This is a genomic window from Aequorivita sp. CIP111184, assembly GCF_900489465.1.
Taxonomy (GTDB): Bacteria; Bacteroidota; Bacteroidia; order Flavobacteriales; family Flavobacteriaceae; genus Aequorivita.
In genome coordinates, this window is the sequence record NZ_UEFQ01000013.1 from 874,890 (window position 1) to 889,702 (window position 14,813).

Here is a 14,813-nt window from a genome sequence, read left to right on the forward strand (position 1 = left end):
ATAATATTTATGAATATACCAGCTGATTTAAAATACACTGAAGACCACGAATGGGTTAAAATTGATGGCGATATAGCAACTGTAGGTGTTACTGCTTTTGCCCAAGGTGAACTTGGAGATATAGTATATGTGGAAGTTGAAACCGTTGGCGAAACCCTGGGAAGGGGGGATGAGTTTGGAACAGTAGAAGCTGTGAAAACTGTTTCAGAGCTTTTTTCGCCTTTATCTGGTGAGATACTTGAATTTAACGACAGTCTTGAATCTGAGCCTGAGAAAGTAAATACAGATCCTTATGGTAAAGGCTGGATGATTAAAATAAAAATTTCAAACCCAGATGAAATAGCTGAACTTTTGGATGATGCCGCATACAAAGCGCTTATTGGGAAATAAAATCCTCTTTTTTCTTGCGATATTATACAGTTGCATTATATCTGTTCTTTTTTTTATACCTAGTCCTGATATGCCAAAAATTCAATTTTCGGCAGGTGATAAGATCGTGCATTGCCTAATTTATTTTATTTTAATAAATATATGGATGCTCTATTTTTACAGGAAATTGAACTTTCGTTTTGACACTAAATTGATGCTTATATTATTGCTTTCGCTGCTGTTTTATGGCATAGTAATTGAGATATTACAGGGGTTATTCACTGATTCACGTAGCGCAGATATTTTCGACATAGCTGCAAATTTTACAGGTTCATTGCTTGGAATCCTTTTTTTCAAAACAATAAAACATAAATTTAATTTTTAAAATTTCAATTAAGTTTTAAATTCAATTAGAATTTCTATATTTTAGCAACAAGTTAAACCCACTATTATGGAACCCAAAAAAAATCCAAAATCAGACGTAAGTCGAAGAAGCATGTTGTTTTTTCAGCTTGGTATGGTTGTTATGCTTTTTCTTGCCTGGCAGGCAATTGAGTGGAAATCTTATGATAAATCTGATAATGACTACGGAAAATTAGACGTAGGTGAAGATCTTGAAGAAGAAATCCCAATCACACAACAATTAACACCGCCGCCTCCGCCGCCGCCGCCGCCACCAGCTCCTGAAGTAATAGAAGTTATGGAAGACGAAGATGAAGTGGAAGAAACCATAATAGAATCTACCGAAGCAAAACAAGATGAAAAAATTGTTGAGGTTAAGGAAATTAAGGAAGAAGTAGTTGAAGAAGAGATTGCTGACGTTCCGTTTGCAGTAATTGAAAATGTGCCAATTTATCCTGGCTGTGAAAAAGAAAGTGGCAATGAAGCTAAGAAGAAATGTATGTCTTCAAAAATTAGCGAGTTCATAAACAAAAAGTTTAATAGCGATTTGGCATCTGATCTTGGTTTGGAAGGTAGGCAACGTATTGCTGTTCAATTTAAAATTGACAAAAATGGAAAAGTTGTGGATGTTCGTGCTCGTGCACCACACCCAAGATTGGAAAAAGAAGCAGTTGATGTTGTACAATCACTTCCAGATATGACGCCCGGTAAACAACGTGGAAAACCAGTTGGGGTACTTTATTCACTTCCAATTGTGTTTGATATTCAGTAAATAAAATATAGATTTATTTTTGGAAACCCCGTCTTTGTAATAGCAAAGACGGGGTTTCTTGTTTTTTGGCATAACAGTTGTAACTCTTTAATTGTTAACCTTTAAATCTCTTTATTATGAAAACAACTAAAGAAAACGCTCGCAACAAAAGACAAGAAAAAAAACAAACCAACATTAAATGGAATTCGCGTTTGTTCTTTCAAATAGGCGTTATAACAAGTTTGTTTATAGTCTTTTTTATTATGCAGACTAATTTTGAAATAAAGACTTATAAAGTAACCTCTTCAACTTCTGAAGGAATTATAGATCCTCCAATGATTGATTACGTCTTGGATGTTGATATACCAAAGCCAGCGGAGCCAATTAAGAAAATAATTGAGAAGCAAACACCTATTCAAAAACCAATAAAAAGCACCGTATTTGATGTAAAACCAGATACGGCTCCAGATATTGAAACTCCAATTGCAGATACAAATGCTCCTGTAATTGATGCTCCAATAACTCCAGATACACCTCCAATTGATGCCAAGCCTTCAGGACCAACTTCTATTATGAATGTAGAATTTGTTCCTGTATTCCCAGGTTGTGATGTTTTGGGGACTAATGCTGAAAAAATTGAGTGCATGTCTTCTAAAATAAACTCTTTTATAAACAAAAACTTTAGAAAGGAATTGTTGGAAGATTTGAAATCAAATGAAACATATAAAATTTACGTGAATTTTAAAATTGATTCTAATGGGTTTGTAACTGACGTTATTGCAAATTCAAATAACACAAACTTAAAGAAAGAAGCGCAACGAGTTATACGTAATTTGCCGACAATGGAGCCGGGAAAACAAGGAGACAAAAATGTGGATGTACTTCATACAGTTCCTATCATTTTCAAGATTCAATAAAATAAACAAGAGTATATAAGTTAAAGCTCCCTTATAAAAAGGGAGCTTTTTTTGAAACCGGTCATTCCAAAAAAACTGTATCTTTCGGGTTTAAACAAACAAACTCAAATGAAACAGTTTATCTTCTTTTTTATTTTTTGTTTTTCAATTGTATCGCTGGCTCAAGTTTCTGCAGCGAAATATGAGAAATATCCAGTTTTTAAGGAATGTGAAAATTCAGAAGTTGATGCAATAGAAAATTGTTTTAAAAACACACTACAGCAATTCATTTTTCAGAATTTTGAAGTTCCAGACATTGTTTTTTCAGAAAACTATAAGGGAAATGTAAATGTACTTTTTGAGGTTACAAAAGAAGGAAAATTTAAAGTTTTATATGTAGATGGTATCTATGATGAATTAAAAACGGAAGCACGTCGCGTTTTTGAAAGTCTGCCTCAAGTTGGTCCAGCAACCTATAATGGGACGCCTGCGTATGTTCAATTTACTTTGCCTATTTCAATTCCATTGGTAGCTCCTGGCGAAAGCATTTTGCAAACAACAGAAATTGCCATTAAAAATGAAAGGGAGGCATTGGTATATGAATATGAAGAAATAAAAAATCTTCCTTACAATAATGAAGAATATAGAAGCAATATAAACATTCCGCTTTCCCACCACAACTACAGCCTTTTTGATGCTGCGATGAACCGCGTGGGCCTAAATAATCACACCGCACAGAAGCCTTATATTTATAGTGAGGTCAACAAATATTACGATTTTGAAGCTGCCAATAAAGAAATTTTAAAGAATAAAACTTCTTGGTTTGGACGAAAACTTTGGAACGAACATCTCGTTACAATCAAAGGAAAGGATTATTGGCTTACGCTGGATGCGGGTGTAGATTTGCAAGCCGGAAAAGATATTGATGCAGATATTGACACTTATAATAATACACGTTTAGTTTACACTCAAGGAAGTCTGGGGAGCCAACTTAGCTTTTTTGGCGTTATCTATGAAAGCCAAGGCCGCTTTGCAGATTATTTTAATAAATATGCAGAATCTATAAAACCAGACGGTGGAAATCCGGCGATAATTCCCGGGCGTGGTATAGCCAAAGGTTTTAGGTCAGACTCCTACGATTATCCCATTGCAACTGGACATATTTCATATACTCCTTCAAAATATTTCAATATTCAATTGGGCCACGGAAAAACATTTTTAGGAGACGGCTATCGTTCTTTATTGACCAGCGATAATGCAAGCTCATATCCATTTTTCAAAATAAATACTACTTTTTGGAAATTGAAATACACCAATACTTGGATGTCTCTGCGCGATGTTCGTCCAGAAGTTACTGAAGATGGTTCCTTCCGCACAAAATATATGGCAAACCATTATTTGAGTTATAACATCACTAAACGTTTAAATATTGGTCTATTTGAATCTGTAATATGGCAGAACGACAACGGCCGTGGTTTTGATGTGAATTATTTAAACCCCATTATATTTTACCGAGCCATAGAATTTTCAACAGGTTCGCGTGGCGGAAATGCTTTAGTTGGTATTAGCGGAAAGTATAAAGTGAATGATCGAATAAACGCTTATGGGCAACTAATTATTGATGAATTTTCTTCCAGTGATGTTTTTGGCGGAAAAGGAAGTTATAAAAATAAAACAGGCTATCAGCTTGGGCTGAAGTATTACGATGCTTTTGGTTTAAAAAATCTCTATTTGCAAACAGAATATAATAGAGTTCGTCCGTATACATATTCTCATAATACTATTGTTTTGAATTACGGACACAATAATCAATCTATGGCGCATACGCTCGGCGCCAATTTTTCTGAATTTATAGCTATTGCGCGCTACCAGAAAGGAAGAATTTATGGCGATGCTAAATTTATTGTAGCAAAGCGTGGCTTTGAATTTAATACACCGGAAGATTCAAGTTTTTATGGAAGTAGTATCTACGGAAACGAAGACGATAGAATTTCCACTGATGGAAACGATGTTGCCCAGGGAAACACTACAGATTTTTTCCATGCTGAAGTACAGGCCGGCTATGTTATAAATCCAACCACTAATTTGAAAATTTATGGAAGTTTTATTTTTAGAAATTTTGATCCAAAAGTGGATACAGAAACTGTTTTTAAAAGCCAAACAAGTTGGGTAAATTTTGGAATTCGCACAGATTTGTTTAACTGGTATTACGATTTTTAAAAAAGCTTAATCTACTCTTTGTTTTTCTTTTTATTCTGATTAGCTTGCTCTTGCATTTTCTCTACCTTTTCGCGTGCTTTTCGGTTTTTTTCAGCATTGCTTTCAATGTCACCTCGCTCTTTAGCCACTTCACTATAAACCATTCGTAAAAAAGCTTCCGTTGATATAAATCCTCCTCCATAACCATTGTCATCATATTCTTTGGTTAGATCAGTCATTTTTGCAACCTCTTCTTCTGATTTCTTATTAATGTAATTCATGGTTACCCTTTTGTAAACAGTAGAAAGCATTTCTACTGTTTTTTGAAGGTCTTTATAAGAGCCCACATCACCGTGTCCGGGAATAATTTTTGTGTCTTCGTTAATTACCATCATTGCTTTTTCAAGACCCTTGATACACCCTGTTAAGCTGCCTCCATTTTCGGTATCAATAAAAGGATACTTTCCATTGAAGAAAACATCACCGGTATGCAGGACGTTGCTGCTTGTAAAATAAACCATCGCATCGCCATCGGTATGGGCATCGTGGATGTGGAAAACATATATTTTTTCACCGTTATAATGAAAAGTAAGGTCTTCGGAAAATGTAACGATTGGAAGAATTTCTTGTGGAATTTTTTTCTTTTCCTCGGCAATCATTCCCATCAAGCGGGTGCGAACATTTTCCTGTGAAAATATAATTGTTCCTGTTTGTGCCAAAATTGCATTTCCGCCGGTATGGTCGCCATGAAAATGTGTGTTTACTAAAAACTGTACGGGTTTTTTACTGATTGTTTGAATATCTTTTTGAATCTGTTCAATACTTTCGGCAAATTGGTCATCTATCATAAAAACACCGTCACTTCCGAAGCTAAGGCCAATATTCCCACCTTTGCCTTGAAGCATGTATATTTTGTTGTTAACCTTTATAAGTTTTGTGTACACTTTCTCCCCATTGTCAGATTGTGAATACACCGTTAAAAACGAGAAGAATAGTGTTGTGAATAAAATTAATTTGGATCGCATATTTTTTATATTTGAAAATCGGTTCAAATTAGTAAAAATGCTGAAATAAAAGCGCAAGATTGTTGAGAATATATTGCGAAAAAAATACAGGAAGCGTATCTTTGCCCCGCCTAAAAATAAGAGATTGTCCATTACCCAATCACATTCAACTACCCAGTCTATCGTCAGAAATTTTACTGAAATCACTAAGCTTAGGCTTTCGGTGAGTGTAGTTTTTTCTTCTGTTGCTGGTTATTTGTTGGGCGCAGAGTCCATAGACTTCTATATCCTCTTTCTTTTGTGTGTAGGCGGATATTGCATGGTAGGTGCTTCAAATGTGTATAACCAAATAATCGAGCGAGACTTAGACGCATTGATGGACCGCACTAAAAATAGGCCGCTTCCAGCTGGACAAATGAGCGTTCGTTCGGCGTTTATACTCGCGGGTGTTTTAACAGTATTAGGGATTGTAGTGTTGTATTCCATCAATCCTATCACGGCGATGTTTGGGGCTATTTCTATATTTATGTACGTAAGCCTATACACTCCTTTAAAAACAAAAACGCCACTTTCGGTTTTTGTAGGTGCATTTCCAGGGGCTATCCCTTTTATGTTGGGCTGGGTTGCTGCAACCGGAAAGTTCGGTATTGAGCCAGGCACATTGTTTATGATTCAGTTTTTTTGGCAGTTTCCGCATTTTTGGGCCATAGGCTGGTTTCTTTTTGATGATTACCAAAAAGGAGGATTTTTTATGCTTCCTAACGGTAAGCGCGATAAGGGTACGGCTATACAAATTATATTATACACAATTTGGACTGTGCTTGTTTCTGTAATACCTGTTTTGGGTATTACCGGAAAGCTATATTTAACGCCAATTTCAGGGGTTTTGATTGGGCTTTTGGGAATTGGACTTATTTATTACGCACTTAAACTTTATAAAGAAAAAACTTCCAAGACCGCCAAACAACTTATGCTTGCTAGCGTGAGCTATATTACATTGCTGCAAATAATTTATGTTGCGGACAAATTTTTAAGATGATAAAGGTCATTCTGGCTTTGCACTAATTTAGAGAATATTAAAAAAATGGATTTAACTGAAGGAACTGAGCAAATAAAGATAGACAGAGCAAAAAAAAATATGCTCTGGTTTGGTATTATTAGTTTAACGATGAGTTTTGCAGGACTTACCAGCGCCTATGTAGTAAGTAAAGAAAGACCGGACTGGATTTCAACTTTTGATATTCCGCAGGCTTTCTATATTAGCCTTGCCTTAATAATTGTAAGTAGCATTACGGTCCATCTTGCTTTAAAAACAATTAGAAAACAACAAAATAGCCTAGGCATGTTTTTTTTGGTTACCACTTTTTTATTGGGAGCTTTGTTTGTGGTTTTCCAATTTGTAGGTTTTTCAGAAATTATAAAAAACGGATATAATTTTACAGGACCCACAAGCAGTATCACTACTTCTTTTATTTATTTGGTGGTTTTGTTGCACGTAGCTCACGTTTTTGCGGGACTAATATCGCTTTTGGTTGTAATTTATAATCATTTTAAACTAAAATATAACAACGGGAATACTCTTGGTGTGGAATTGGCCGCAACCTTTTGGCATTTTGTGGATATAGTGTGGATTTACCTGTTTTTATTTTTATATTTTGTTTAACCTTAAATATTGATTTTAAAGCACACACGAAATATGATGCAGAACTATTAGGATAGATTTTTTCTAAATTAATAATTGATGTTTCGTTAAATAAAAATTAAACGTATTTTTGAACCTTATTTAAAAACCTATTTCTTTTTATGGAAGCTACCGTTGTTAAAACAGGTACCGAAGGAAAAACCTGGGGTGGTGGAAACCAACCGCTAAAAGCCAGTTATGGCAAAATGATGATGTGGTTTTTCATCGTTTCTGATGCCTTGACGTTTTCAGGATTTCTTGCCTCTTATGGATTTTCAAGATTCAAGTTTGTAGATGCTTGGCCTATTCCCGATGAAGTATTTACCCACTTCCCATTCCTTCACGGAGTTGATGCGCCTATGTATTATGTCGCATTTATGACCTTTATCTTGATCTTTTCGTCCGTAACCATGGTTTTGGCTGTGGATGCAGGACATAAAATGCAGCAAAATAAAGTTATTCTTTATATGTTTCTTACAATAATTGGAGGTTTTGTTTTCTTAGGCTCACAAGCTTGGGAATGGGCTACCTTCATTAAGGGTGATTATGGAGCAATAGAAACTAAAGGTGGGCAGATTGTCCAGTTTTTGGATAAAGAAGGAGAGCGAGTTGCACTTCGTGATTTTGCCGCAATGGGAACAGGAGAGCGGGCTGAACAAACAAAGGAAAATGGAATTTGGTTCAAAAATGAATCGGAATATTATCCGAGTGTTTCTTTTGAACAAGTAAAAGAAGGCTTTCTTGCAAATGATAATCTTTTAGTTCGAGTTCAACATAAAAACGAGCATGGACATCATATAATTTTAAATCGCGAAGAATCCATTGCAAAAGTCGTTAATGATGGTCAAATGGTGGTTGAAGGGGCAAACCTTCGCCATAATGAATACGGCCATCCTTTATTTGCAGACTTTTTCTTCTTTATTACTGGTTTTCACGGTTTCCACGTAGCTACTGGAGTACTAATTAACTGTATTATTTTCTTTAATGTAATTATAGGAACCTATGAACGACGTGGCCATTACGAAATGGTTGAAAAAGTCGGACTGTACTGGCACTTTGTGGATTTGGTATGGGTATTTGTATTTACATTCTTTTATCTTGTATAAAATTTTATTTAAAAAATGGCACACGAGCAAGCACATAAATTAGCAATCTTTAGAGGAACTTTAAAGTTTAAATCAAATGTATCCAAGATTTGGGGTGTATTTGTAATACTATCAATTGTTACAACTGTAGAAGTAGCATTAGGTATTATCCGTCCAGCGTTTTTGGTAGACCATCATTTTTTGGCACTGAAACTTCTTAACTGGATATTCATCCTGCTTACACTATTTAAAGCATACTATATTACGTGGGATTTTATGCACATGCGCGACGAAACTACCGGCTTGCGAAGAGCTGTAATCTGGACATCCCTGTTCTTGATTAGTTATTTGGTGGTGCTTTTACTAATTGAAGGTGATTATATTTATGAAGTTTATAAAGTTGGATTTATAAAATTCAACTTCTAAGAAATATTAAGTTTTAAAAAACCCTCTTTAAAGAGGGTTTTTTTATATTCAATAATTTAAAATTAACATCTAAAACATTGCCCAACCCCCTTTTACCCTGTATTTTTGCAAGAGCAAAAAAACTGTAAAATGAAGAAGTATTTAGTGCTTGGCATCTTGTTTATACTGCCTATTACGGCATATGTTTTTTTTGCTTCCGGGAAAAATAACTTCGCTACGCTTCCTGTGCTTACTAATTCAATTACTGAATTGAATGGGTTTAAAACACTCGATGGAAAATCCGTTCAACTAAAAGATCATATTACAGTTTTGGGTTTCTTCGGAAGTGATTTGGAAGCACACCGTGCATATGCTTACAACCTTGCCCATAAAATATACAGCAAAAACCACGAGTTTAATGAATTTCAATTTGTCATTCTTTTGCCCAGCGGCACTGAAGAACAAGCTAGAAACATTGAAGAGAAGCTCAAAGAGATTGCACCAACAGATTCTTGGCATTTCGCTTTTGGGGCTGAAGAAGATATCACTAATGTTTTTAAATCCCTTAAGTCAAACCTTGCATTAGATTCAAATTTATCAACTCCCTACGTTTTTATAGTAGATAAAGAGAGAAGTCTTCGCGGAAGGGATGATGACGAAGATGAAGGGGTAATGTATGGTTTTGATTCCAGCACAATTGCTGAAATAAACAATAAAATGAGTGACGATGTAAAAGTTCTTTTGGCAGAATATAGGCGAGCTCTAAAGAAGTATAATGATAAAAGGGAAATATAATCTAGAAAATTTCATTTAAAGTATTCACCAAATGAAAAAGAATTATTCATACATAGGTATTACGTTCGTTATTTTAATTTTTGGAATTTGGGCAGTTCCAAAAATAATCAATACGCTATCAAAACCAGACCTTGCCACGATTGGTTCTGTTCCAGCTTTCAGCTTTACTGATCAGAACCAAAAGATTATTACAAATGAAACATTTAAAGACAAAGTATATATAGTTGAGTTTTTCTTTACTACTTGTCCTTCCATTTGCCCGATTATGACAGAAAACATGGTTAAAATCCAAGATGCTTTTTTGGGCAATCCAAAAGTTGGAATCGCTTCTTTTTCGATTGATCCAGCTCACGATACACCCCAGGTTTTAAAGGAATATGCCGAAAACAAAGGAATAACAAAACCACAATGGCATTTATTGACGGGTGAAAAGGAAAAAATATTTAAACTCGCCAATGAAGGTTTCAATTTGTATGTGGGCGAAGTTTCCGAAGTGGAAGGTGGTTTTGAGCACTCTGGTTTTTTTGCACTTGTTGACCAAGAAGGCAACATTCGCTCCAGAAAAGATGAAAATGGAAACCCTATTATTTACTATGATGGTTTGAAAGATAACGGAATACAAATGTTGAAAGAAGACATTAAAAAACTCTTATAATTTCTAAAATGGATAATACTATTACCACATCAAAAAAGTATAATGTTTGGATATGGATTCTTTCCATAGCAATTCCGGTGGCGGTGGCTGTTCTGTTTACAATTAGAATTCCCGGAGTGGAACGTCTAGGTTTTCTGCCTCCTATCTACGCAACTATTAATGGAATGACTGCCATTTTATTGATTACAGCTGTTTTTCAGATTAGAAAGGGAAACAGAAAAATGCACGAAAGGTTAATGAAGACCGCCATTATCTTTTCAGTATTGTTTTTGGTGATGTATGTTGCTTATCATATGACTTCCGATTCCACACGATACGGTGGGGAAGGAATTGTTAAATATGTATATTATTTCATTCTTTTAACGCATATTTTATTGTCAATAGTTGTTATACCTTTTGTTTTAATTACATACGTTAGGGCCATTTCAGGACAGTTTTATCAACATCGAAAAATAGCGCGAATTACGTATCCGCTTTGGCTGTATGTTGCCGTAACTGGCGTGATTGTTTATTTAATGATTTCACCGTATTACTAATGAATATGAAGTTTAAAGTTTTTATAATATTTCTCTTTCTTCTTTTTGCTGTTCTTCCAGCAGAGGCGCAATGTGCCATGTGCCGTGCCGTTTTGGAAAGCGAAGAAGGGGGGCATGCTGCCAAAGGAATCAATAACGGAATCATGTACTTAATGATATTTCCTTACCTACTCATTGCTGGCGTTGGCTATGCAATCTACCGAAGCCGAAAAAAGGCGCGTTCACAAGAAACCGAGTGATTTTATTCTTTTTACTGTAACATCCAGCGGTTTTTAAAGTCTTATAAAAAAACCGAAACATTAATCTTTTCAAGTCTTAACAAGAATTTCACATTTGAAAGGGTATTTCCCCCTTATTTTGTATTTCAATAATTTTCAGAATGATAGAAATAAAAAACCTTCACAAATCATATCACATGGGTAAAAATTCACTCCATGTTTTAAAAGGCATAAATTTTTCAGTTGCTGAAGGCGAAATGGTTTCCATCATGGGTTCTTCTGGTTCCGGAAAATCAACATTATTGAATATTCTAGGTATACTGGATGAGGCTGACGAAGGCACATATACTTTGGACGGCACGTTGATAAAAAACCTGAACGAAAAAGTAGCTGCGCGCTACCGCAACAAATTCTTGGGTTTTATCTTCCAATCTTTCAACTTAATTAATTATAAGTCAGCTTTGGATAATGTTTCAATGCCACTCTACTACCAAGGCGTAAAACGAAATATTCGCAACGAGAAAGCTATGCATTACTTAGAAAAAGTTGGCTTAGCAGATTGGGCTTCACACCTTCCAAGTGAACTTTCCGGCGGGCAAAAACAAAGAGTAGCCATTGCCCGTGCTCTGGCCAGCGATCCAAAAGTTTTGCTTGCTGATGAACCTACAGGAGCCTTGGATACGAAAACTTCCTATGAAGTAATGGAACTTATTCAAGGTATTAACGACGAAGGAAAAACAATTTTGATTGTAACTCATGAAGATGACATAGCGCACATGACTAAACGAATTGTAAACCTAAAAGATGGGTTGATAATAGACGATTCCGTTGTTAATCAAGTACGGGCCAAAACTGAAACTTATGTTTAGTATTGAACGCTGGGAAGAAATATTTGAGGCGATTCGCAAAAACAAATTGCGCACATTTCTTACGGGTCTTTCTGTAGCTTCGGGGATTTTTATTTTGGTCATTTTGCTTGCAATCGGGCAGGGAATGCAAAACGGCGTTGCAAAAGAGTTTGAAAGCGATGCTACAAACCGTATTAGCGTTTGGACAAACGTGACTTCAGAAGAATATAAAGGCCTTAACCCCGGCCGGATAATAGAAATGACCAATCGCGATTATGAAATGGCGGTTAACAAAAATAGTGATAAGCTAGAATACAAATCTGGCGTATACAGTAGATGGGGGCAATTAACCACTTATAAAAAGGAAAACGGAAGTTATCGGGTTGAAGGTGTTCGTGGCGACTATCAGTTTCTTGAAAATGCAACATTGGTTGCTGGAAGATATATCAACCAAGGTGATTTAAATTCTTTTGAAAAAGTCACGGTTATAGGAAACCAAGTATATCTCGATCTTTTTAAGGGAGAAAATGCTATTGGAGAATATGTTGATGTTGCTGGAATAAAATTTAAGGTAGTGGGTATTTATACAGACCCGGGAGGAGAACGAGAGGAAACAAGACTATTTATTCCTTTAACCACTGCACAAAAGGTTTTTAATGCAGGAGACAAACTTCGGTCATTGGCATTTACACTTCAAAAGCAGGATGATTATAATGAAGCGCTAGCTGCTTCCGAAGCATTTTCTGCACAATTGGAAACCGATCTTAAAATTGCGCACACCATTTCGCCAACCGATGATAGAGCGGTGAATGTGAACAATACACTTGAAAACGCAAAAAAGTTTTACGATCTTAATAATATGATCCGCTGGTTTTTTTGGGGAGTGGGTATTTGTACAATTATAGCAGGAGTTGTTGGCGTAAGCAATATCATGCTTATTATAGTTAAAGAACGCACCAAAGAAATTGGGGTGCGTAAGGCAATTGGCGCCCAGCCTTGGTCTATTATCGGTATGATACTTCACGAATCTATTTTCGTAACTGCAGTGGCGGGTTTTGTTGGGCTTATGTTTAGTCTGTTATTGCTACAACTTGTTGGTCCATTCATTGAAACAGATTACATTCGAAATCCTTCCGTAGATTTTTCAGTAGCAATTACAACTGTTATCATACTTGTTGTTGCCGGTGCAGTTGCAGGATTCTTTCCGGCGTATCGTGCTGCAAATATTAAACCTATAGAAGCTTTGCGCGATGAGTAAATTATTTAGTCAAGACAGTTGGGCAGAAATAATTGAAGCCCTTAGCAGCAACTGGTTCAGGACGGTTATGACTGCTTTTGGGGTGCTTTGGGGTATTTTTATTTTGGTGATTTTGCTCGCGGCAGGAAATGGTTTGGAAAACGGTATAAAACAAGGTTTTAATGGAATGGCGACAAACTCAATGTTTATGTGGTCACAAACCGCTTCACAACCATATAAAGGATTGCCAAAAGGGCGTCGATATAACTTCAAGACAGATGACGTTCCTGCTATTAAGCAAAATGTTGATGGCCTACGCTTCGTTTCACCCAGAAACCAATTAGGCGGTTTCCGTGGAAGCAATAACGTTGTACGCGGATTGGAAACAGGTGCTTTTAATGTCTATGGCGATTATCCTGAAATAATTCAACAACAGCCGATGGAAATTACTTCTGGCAGGTTTGTAAACTATTCCGATATAAATGAAAAAAGAAAAGTAGCTATTATTGGAAGCGGGGTGCAAAGTGCATTGTATGCTCCAAATGAAGAGGTAATTGGTTCTTACATAAAAATAAATGGCGTCAATTTTATGGTTATTGGCACCTACAGGAAGAAAGGAAATAACGGAGATCCGGAAGAAATGCAAAAAGAAATTTATGTTCCGTTTACCTCATTTTCGCAAGCTTTTAATATGGGCGACATTGTAGGTTGGATGGCAATTACTGCAAAGGATGGTTATTCAATAACAGAATTGAAAAGTCAAATTTTTGATGTAATAAAAACACGTCATACCATAAACCCAAACGACGATCGTGCCGTAGGAAATTTCGACCTTTACCAAGAATACAGCAAGATTAATGGCCTGTTTACCGCTTTAAATTTCGTTGCATATTTCGTGGGAATACTCGTGCTCCTTTCTGGAATCATCGGTATTAGCAATATTATGCTAATTGTGGTAAAGGAACGCACAAAGGAAATCGGTATCCGGCGAGCTTTGGGGGCAACGCCTTGGAGTATTCGCTCACAAATATTATTGGAATCTATATTTCTAACAATTGTTTCGGGAATGGCAGGGATTGTTTTGGCAACTGGGGTGCTTTGGTTAGTTAATTATCAGCTTAGCGGGATGGATACCAGCGAGATGATGTTTATAAACCCATCGGTAAACATCGGTGTTGTATTTATTGCCTTGACCATTTTGATAGTTTCTGGACTTTTGGCAGGATTGATTCCCGCACAAAACGCTATAAAAGTGAAACCCGTTGAAGCATTAAGAAGTGAGTAAAAAGGAATTATGAAATTGACAAGTGACCCAAAAGTTGCAGCTGTTTTTGAGAACTATCCCAAGGGGGTTAAGCAAAAAATGCTTCAACTTAGGGAACTGGTTTTGTGTACCGCATCAGAAACTGAGGGGCTCGAAAAACTAGAGGAAACACTTAAATGGGGAGAGCCAAGCTTTCTAACAAAATTTGGAAGCACGGTACGTATGGATTGGAAAGAAAAGGCTCCCGATCAAGTTGCGGTATATTTTAAATGTACTTCACAATTGGTTCCCACATTCAGGGAAGTCTATAAAAATAAATTCAACTTTGAAGGCAACAGGGCAATTGTTTTTAAATTGAACGAAAGAATACCAGAAACTGAATTAAAGCATTGCTTTACAATGGCATTGAATTACCATAAAATAAAAAATTTACCGCTTTTAGGAGCGTAAATTGAAAGATTAAAATAT

At 36.1% G+C, this 14,813-nt stretch carries 18 protein-coding genes; 17 read left to right on the forward strand and 1 reads right to left on the reverse strand.

Annotation, left to right across the window (positions count from 1 at the left end):
- The first annotated feature begins 9 nt into the window (after positions 1-9).
- The 5 genes from gcvH to AEQU1_RS04050 all read left to right on the forward strand — a co-directional run bounded on the left by gcvH (position 10) and on the right by AEQU1_RS04050 (position 4,638).
- Positions 10-390 carry a glycine cleavage system protein GcvH gene (gene gcvH / locus AEQU1_RS04030; protein ID WP_111878954.1) on the forward strand — a complete coding sequence of 127 codons (381 nt, stop codon included), beginning with the start codon at positions 10-12 and terminating at the stop codon, positions 388-390.
- A 70-nt stretch (positions 391-460) separates the two neighbouring features.
- Positions 461-754, forward strand: a complete 294-nt coding sequence (locus AEQU1_RS16420; protein WP_181566701.1) for a VanZ family protein — start codon at positions 461-463, stop codon at positions 752-754.
- Positions 755-820: 66 nt separating this feature from the next.
- Entirely contained in the window at positions 821-1,543 is a 723-nt protein-coding gene (locus AEQU1_RS04040) for an energy transducer TonB (protein WP_111878957.1), read from the forward strand.
- 116 nt (positions 1,544-1,659) lie between these two features.
- Positions 1,660-2,439: an energy transducer TonB gene (locus AEQU1_RS04045; RefSeq protein ID WP_111878959.1), complete on the forward strand. Its 780-nt coding sequence runs from the start codon at positions 1,660-1,662 to the stop codon at positions 2,437-2,439.
- 108 nt (positions 2,440-2,547) lie between these two features.
- On the forward strand, positions 2,548-4,638 hold the full coding sequence (locus tag AEQU1_RS04050) for a gliding motility protein RemB (protein ID WP_111878960.1): 2,091 nt from the start codon (positions 2,548-2,550) through the stop codon (positions 4,636-4,638).
- A gap of 11 nt (positions 4,639-4,649) precedes the next feature.
- On the opposite strand, the gene AEQU1_RS04055 is transcribed toward AEQU1_RS04050, so the two are convergent.
- On the reverse strand, positions 4,650-5,642 hold the full coding sequence (locus tag AEQU1_RS04055; RefSeq protein ID WP_181566702.1) for an MBL fold metallo-hydrolase: 993 nt from the start codon (positions 5,640-5,642) through the stop codon (positions 4,650-4,652).
- A 124-nt stretch (positions 5,643-5,766) separates the two neighbouring features.
- Between AEQU1_RS04055 and cyoE the strand changes: the two genes are divergently transcribed.
- From cyoE to AEQU1_RS04115, 12 genes are all read left to right on the forward strand, one after another.
- Positions 5,767-6,660, forward strand: a complete 894-nt coding sequence (cyoE, locus tag AEQU1_RS04060; RefSeq protein ID WP_111879052.1) for a heme o synthase — start codon at positions 5,767-5,769, stop codon at positions 6,658-6,660.
- Between the two features lie 45 nt (positions 6,661-6,705).
- Complete coding sequence (locus AEQU1_RS04065) at positions 6,706-7,284, forward strand: cytochrome c oxidase subunit 3 (protein WP_111878963.1); 579 nt, start codon at positions 6,706-6,708, stop codon at positions 7,282-7,284.
- A gap of 140 nt (positions 7,285-7,424) precedes the next feature.
- On the forward strand, positions 7,425-8,408 hold the full coding sequence (locus AEQU1_RS04070) for a cytochrome c oxidase subunit 3 (RefSeq protein WP_111878965.1): 984 nt from the start codon (positions 7,425-7,427) through the stop codon (positions 8,406-8,408).
- A gap of 15 nt (positions 8,409-8,423) precedes the next feature.
- Complete coding sequence (locus tag AEQU1_RS04075; protein WP_111878966.1) at positions 8,424-8,813, forward strand: cytochrome C oxidase subunit IV family protein; 390 nt, start codon at positions 8,424-8,426, stop codon at positions 8,811-8,813.
- A 129-nt stretch (positions 8,814-8,942) separates the two neighbouring features.
- On the forward strand, positions 8,943-9,587 hold the full coding sequence (locus AEQU1_RS04080; protein WP_111878968.1) for a hypothetical protein: 645 nt from the start codon (positions 8,943-8,945) through the stop codon (positions 9,585-9,587).
- Positions 9,588-9,618: 31 nt separating this feature from the next.
- Positions 9,619-10,242: an SCO family protein gene (locus AEQU1_RS04085; protein ID WP_111878970.1), complete on the forward strand. Its 624-nt coding sequence runs from the start codon at positions 9,619-9,621 to the stop codon at positions 10,240-10,242.
- 8 nt (positions 10,243-10,250) lie between these two features.
- Positions 10,251-10,778, forward strand: coding sequence for a DUF420 domain-containing protein (locus AEQU1_RS04090; protein WP_111878971.1), 528 nt, complete (start codon positions 10,251-10,253; stop codon positions 10,776-10,778).
- Between the two features lie 5 nt (positions 10,779-10,783).
- Complete coding sequence (locus tag AEQU1_RS04095; RefSeq protein WP_111879054.1) at positions 10,784-11,017, forward strand: hypothetical protein; 234 nt, start codon at positions 10,784-10,786, stop codon at positions 11,015-11,017.
- A gap of 140 nt (positions 11,018-11,157) precedes the next feature.
- Positions 11,158-11,865 (forward strand): ABC transporter ATP-binding protein, encoded by a 708-nt coding sequence (locus AEQU1_RS04100; protein ID WP_111878973.1) that lies wholly within the window; start codon positions 11,158-11,160, stop codon positions 11,863-11,865.
- Complete coding sequence (locus tag AEQU1_RS04105; RefSeq protein WP_111878974.1) at positions 11,858-13,102, forward strand: ABC transporter permease; 1,245 nt, start codon at positions 11,858-11,860, stop codon at positions 13,100-13,102. The genes AEQU1_RS04100 and AEQU1_RS04105 overlap by 8 nt, the downstream gene beginning before the upstream one ends.
- The gene (locus AEQU1_RS04110) at positions 13,095-14,366 is read left to right on the forward strand and encodes an ABC transporter permease (RefSeq protein WP_111878976.1); all 1,272 of its coding nucleotides are present in this window, start codon (positions 13,095-13,097) and stop codon (positions 14,364-14,366) included. The genes AEQU1_RS04105 and AEQU1_RS04110 overlap by 8 nt, the downstream gene beginning before the upstream one ends.
- Positions 14,367-14,375: 9 nt before the next feature.
- Positions 14,376-14,795, forward strand: a complete 420-nt coding sequence (locus tag AEQU1_RS04115) for a DUF1801 domain-containing protein (protein ID WP_111878978.1) — start codon at positions 14,376-14,378, stop codon at positions 14,793-14,795.
- The last annotated feature ends 18 nt before the right edge of the window (positions 14,796-14,813 follow it).

What these genes read in the sequence shown, in the direction of transcription:
- AEQU1_RS04110 (WP_111878976.1), top strand. Translation starts at nt 13,095, where the DNA reads ATGAGTAAATTATTTAGTCAAGACAGTTGGGCAGAAATAATTGAAGCC.
- AEQU1_RS04085 (WP_111878970.1), top strand. Translation starts at nt 9,619, where the DNA reads ATGAAAAAGAATTATTCATACATAGGTATTACGTTCGTTATTTTAATT.
- AEQU1_RS16420 (WP_181566701.1), top strand. Translation starts at nt 461, where the DNA reads ATGCCAAAAATTCAATTTTCGGCAGGTGATAAGATCGTGCATTGCCTA.
- AEQU1_RS04095 (WP_111879054.1), top strand. Translation starts at nt 10,784, where the DNA reads ATGAAGTTTAAAGTTTTTATAATATTTCTCTTTCTTCTTTTTGCTGTT.
- AEQU1_RS04055 (WP_181566702.1), bottom strand. Translation starts at nt 5,642, where the DNA reads ATGCGATCCAAATTAATTTTATTCACAACACTATTCTTCTCGTTTTTA.
- AEQU1_RS04065 (WP_111878963.1), top strand. Translation starts at nt 6,706, where the DNA reads ATGGATTTAACTGAAGGAACTGAGCAAATAAAGATAGACAGAGCAAAA.
- AEQU1_RS04040 (WP_111878957.1), top strand. Translation starts at nt 821, where the DNA reads ATGGAACCCAAAAAAAATCCAAAATCAGACGTAAGTCGAAGAAGCATG.
- AEQU1_RS04100 (WP_111878973.1), top strand. Translation starts at nt 11,158, where the DNA reads ATGATAGAAATAAAAAACCTTCACAAATCATATCACATGGGTAAAAAT.
- AEQU1_RS04105 (WP_111878974.1), top strand. Translation starts at nt 11,858, where the DNA reads ATGTTTAGTATTGAACGCTGGGAAGAAATATTTGAGGCGATTCGCAAA.
- AEQU1_RS04070 (WP_111878965.1), top strand. Translation starts at nt 7,425, where the DNA reads ATGGAAGCTACCGTTGTTAAAACAGGTACCGAAGGAAAAACCTGGGGT.
- gcvH (WP_111878954.1), top strand. Translation starts at nt 10, where the DNA reads ATGAATATACCAGCTGATTTAAAATACACTGAAGACCACGAATGGGTT.
- AEQU1_RS04080 (WP_111878968.1), top strand. Translation starts at nt 8,943, where the DNA reads ATGAAGAAGTATTTAGTGCTTGGCATCTTGTTTATACTGCCTATTACG.
- AEQU1_RS04115 (WP_111878978.1), top strand. Translation starts at nt 14,376, where the DNA reads ATGAAATTGACAAGTGACCCAAAAGTTGCAGCTGTTTTTGAGAACTAT.
- AEQU1_RS04075 (WP_111878966.1), top strand. Translation starts at nt 8,424, where the DNA reads ATGGCACACGAGCAAGCACATAAATTAGCAATCTTTAGAGGAACTTTA.
- AEQU1_RS04050 (WP_111878960.1), top strand. Translation starts at nt 2,548, where the DNA reads ATGAAACAGTTTATCTTCTTTTTTATTTTTTGTTTTTCAATTGTATCG.
- AEQU1_RS04090 (WP_111878971.1), top strand. Translation starts at nt 10,251, where the DNA reads ATGGATAATACTATTACCACATCAAAAAAGTATAATGTTTGGATATGG.
- AEQU1_RS04045 (WP_111878959.1), top strand. Translation starts at nt 1,660, where the DNA reads ATGAAAACAACTAAAGAAAACGCTCGCAACAAAAGACAAGAAAAAAAA.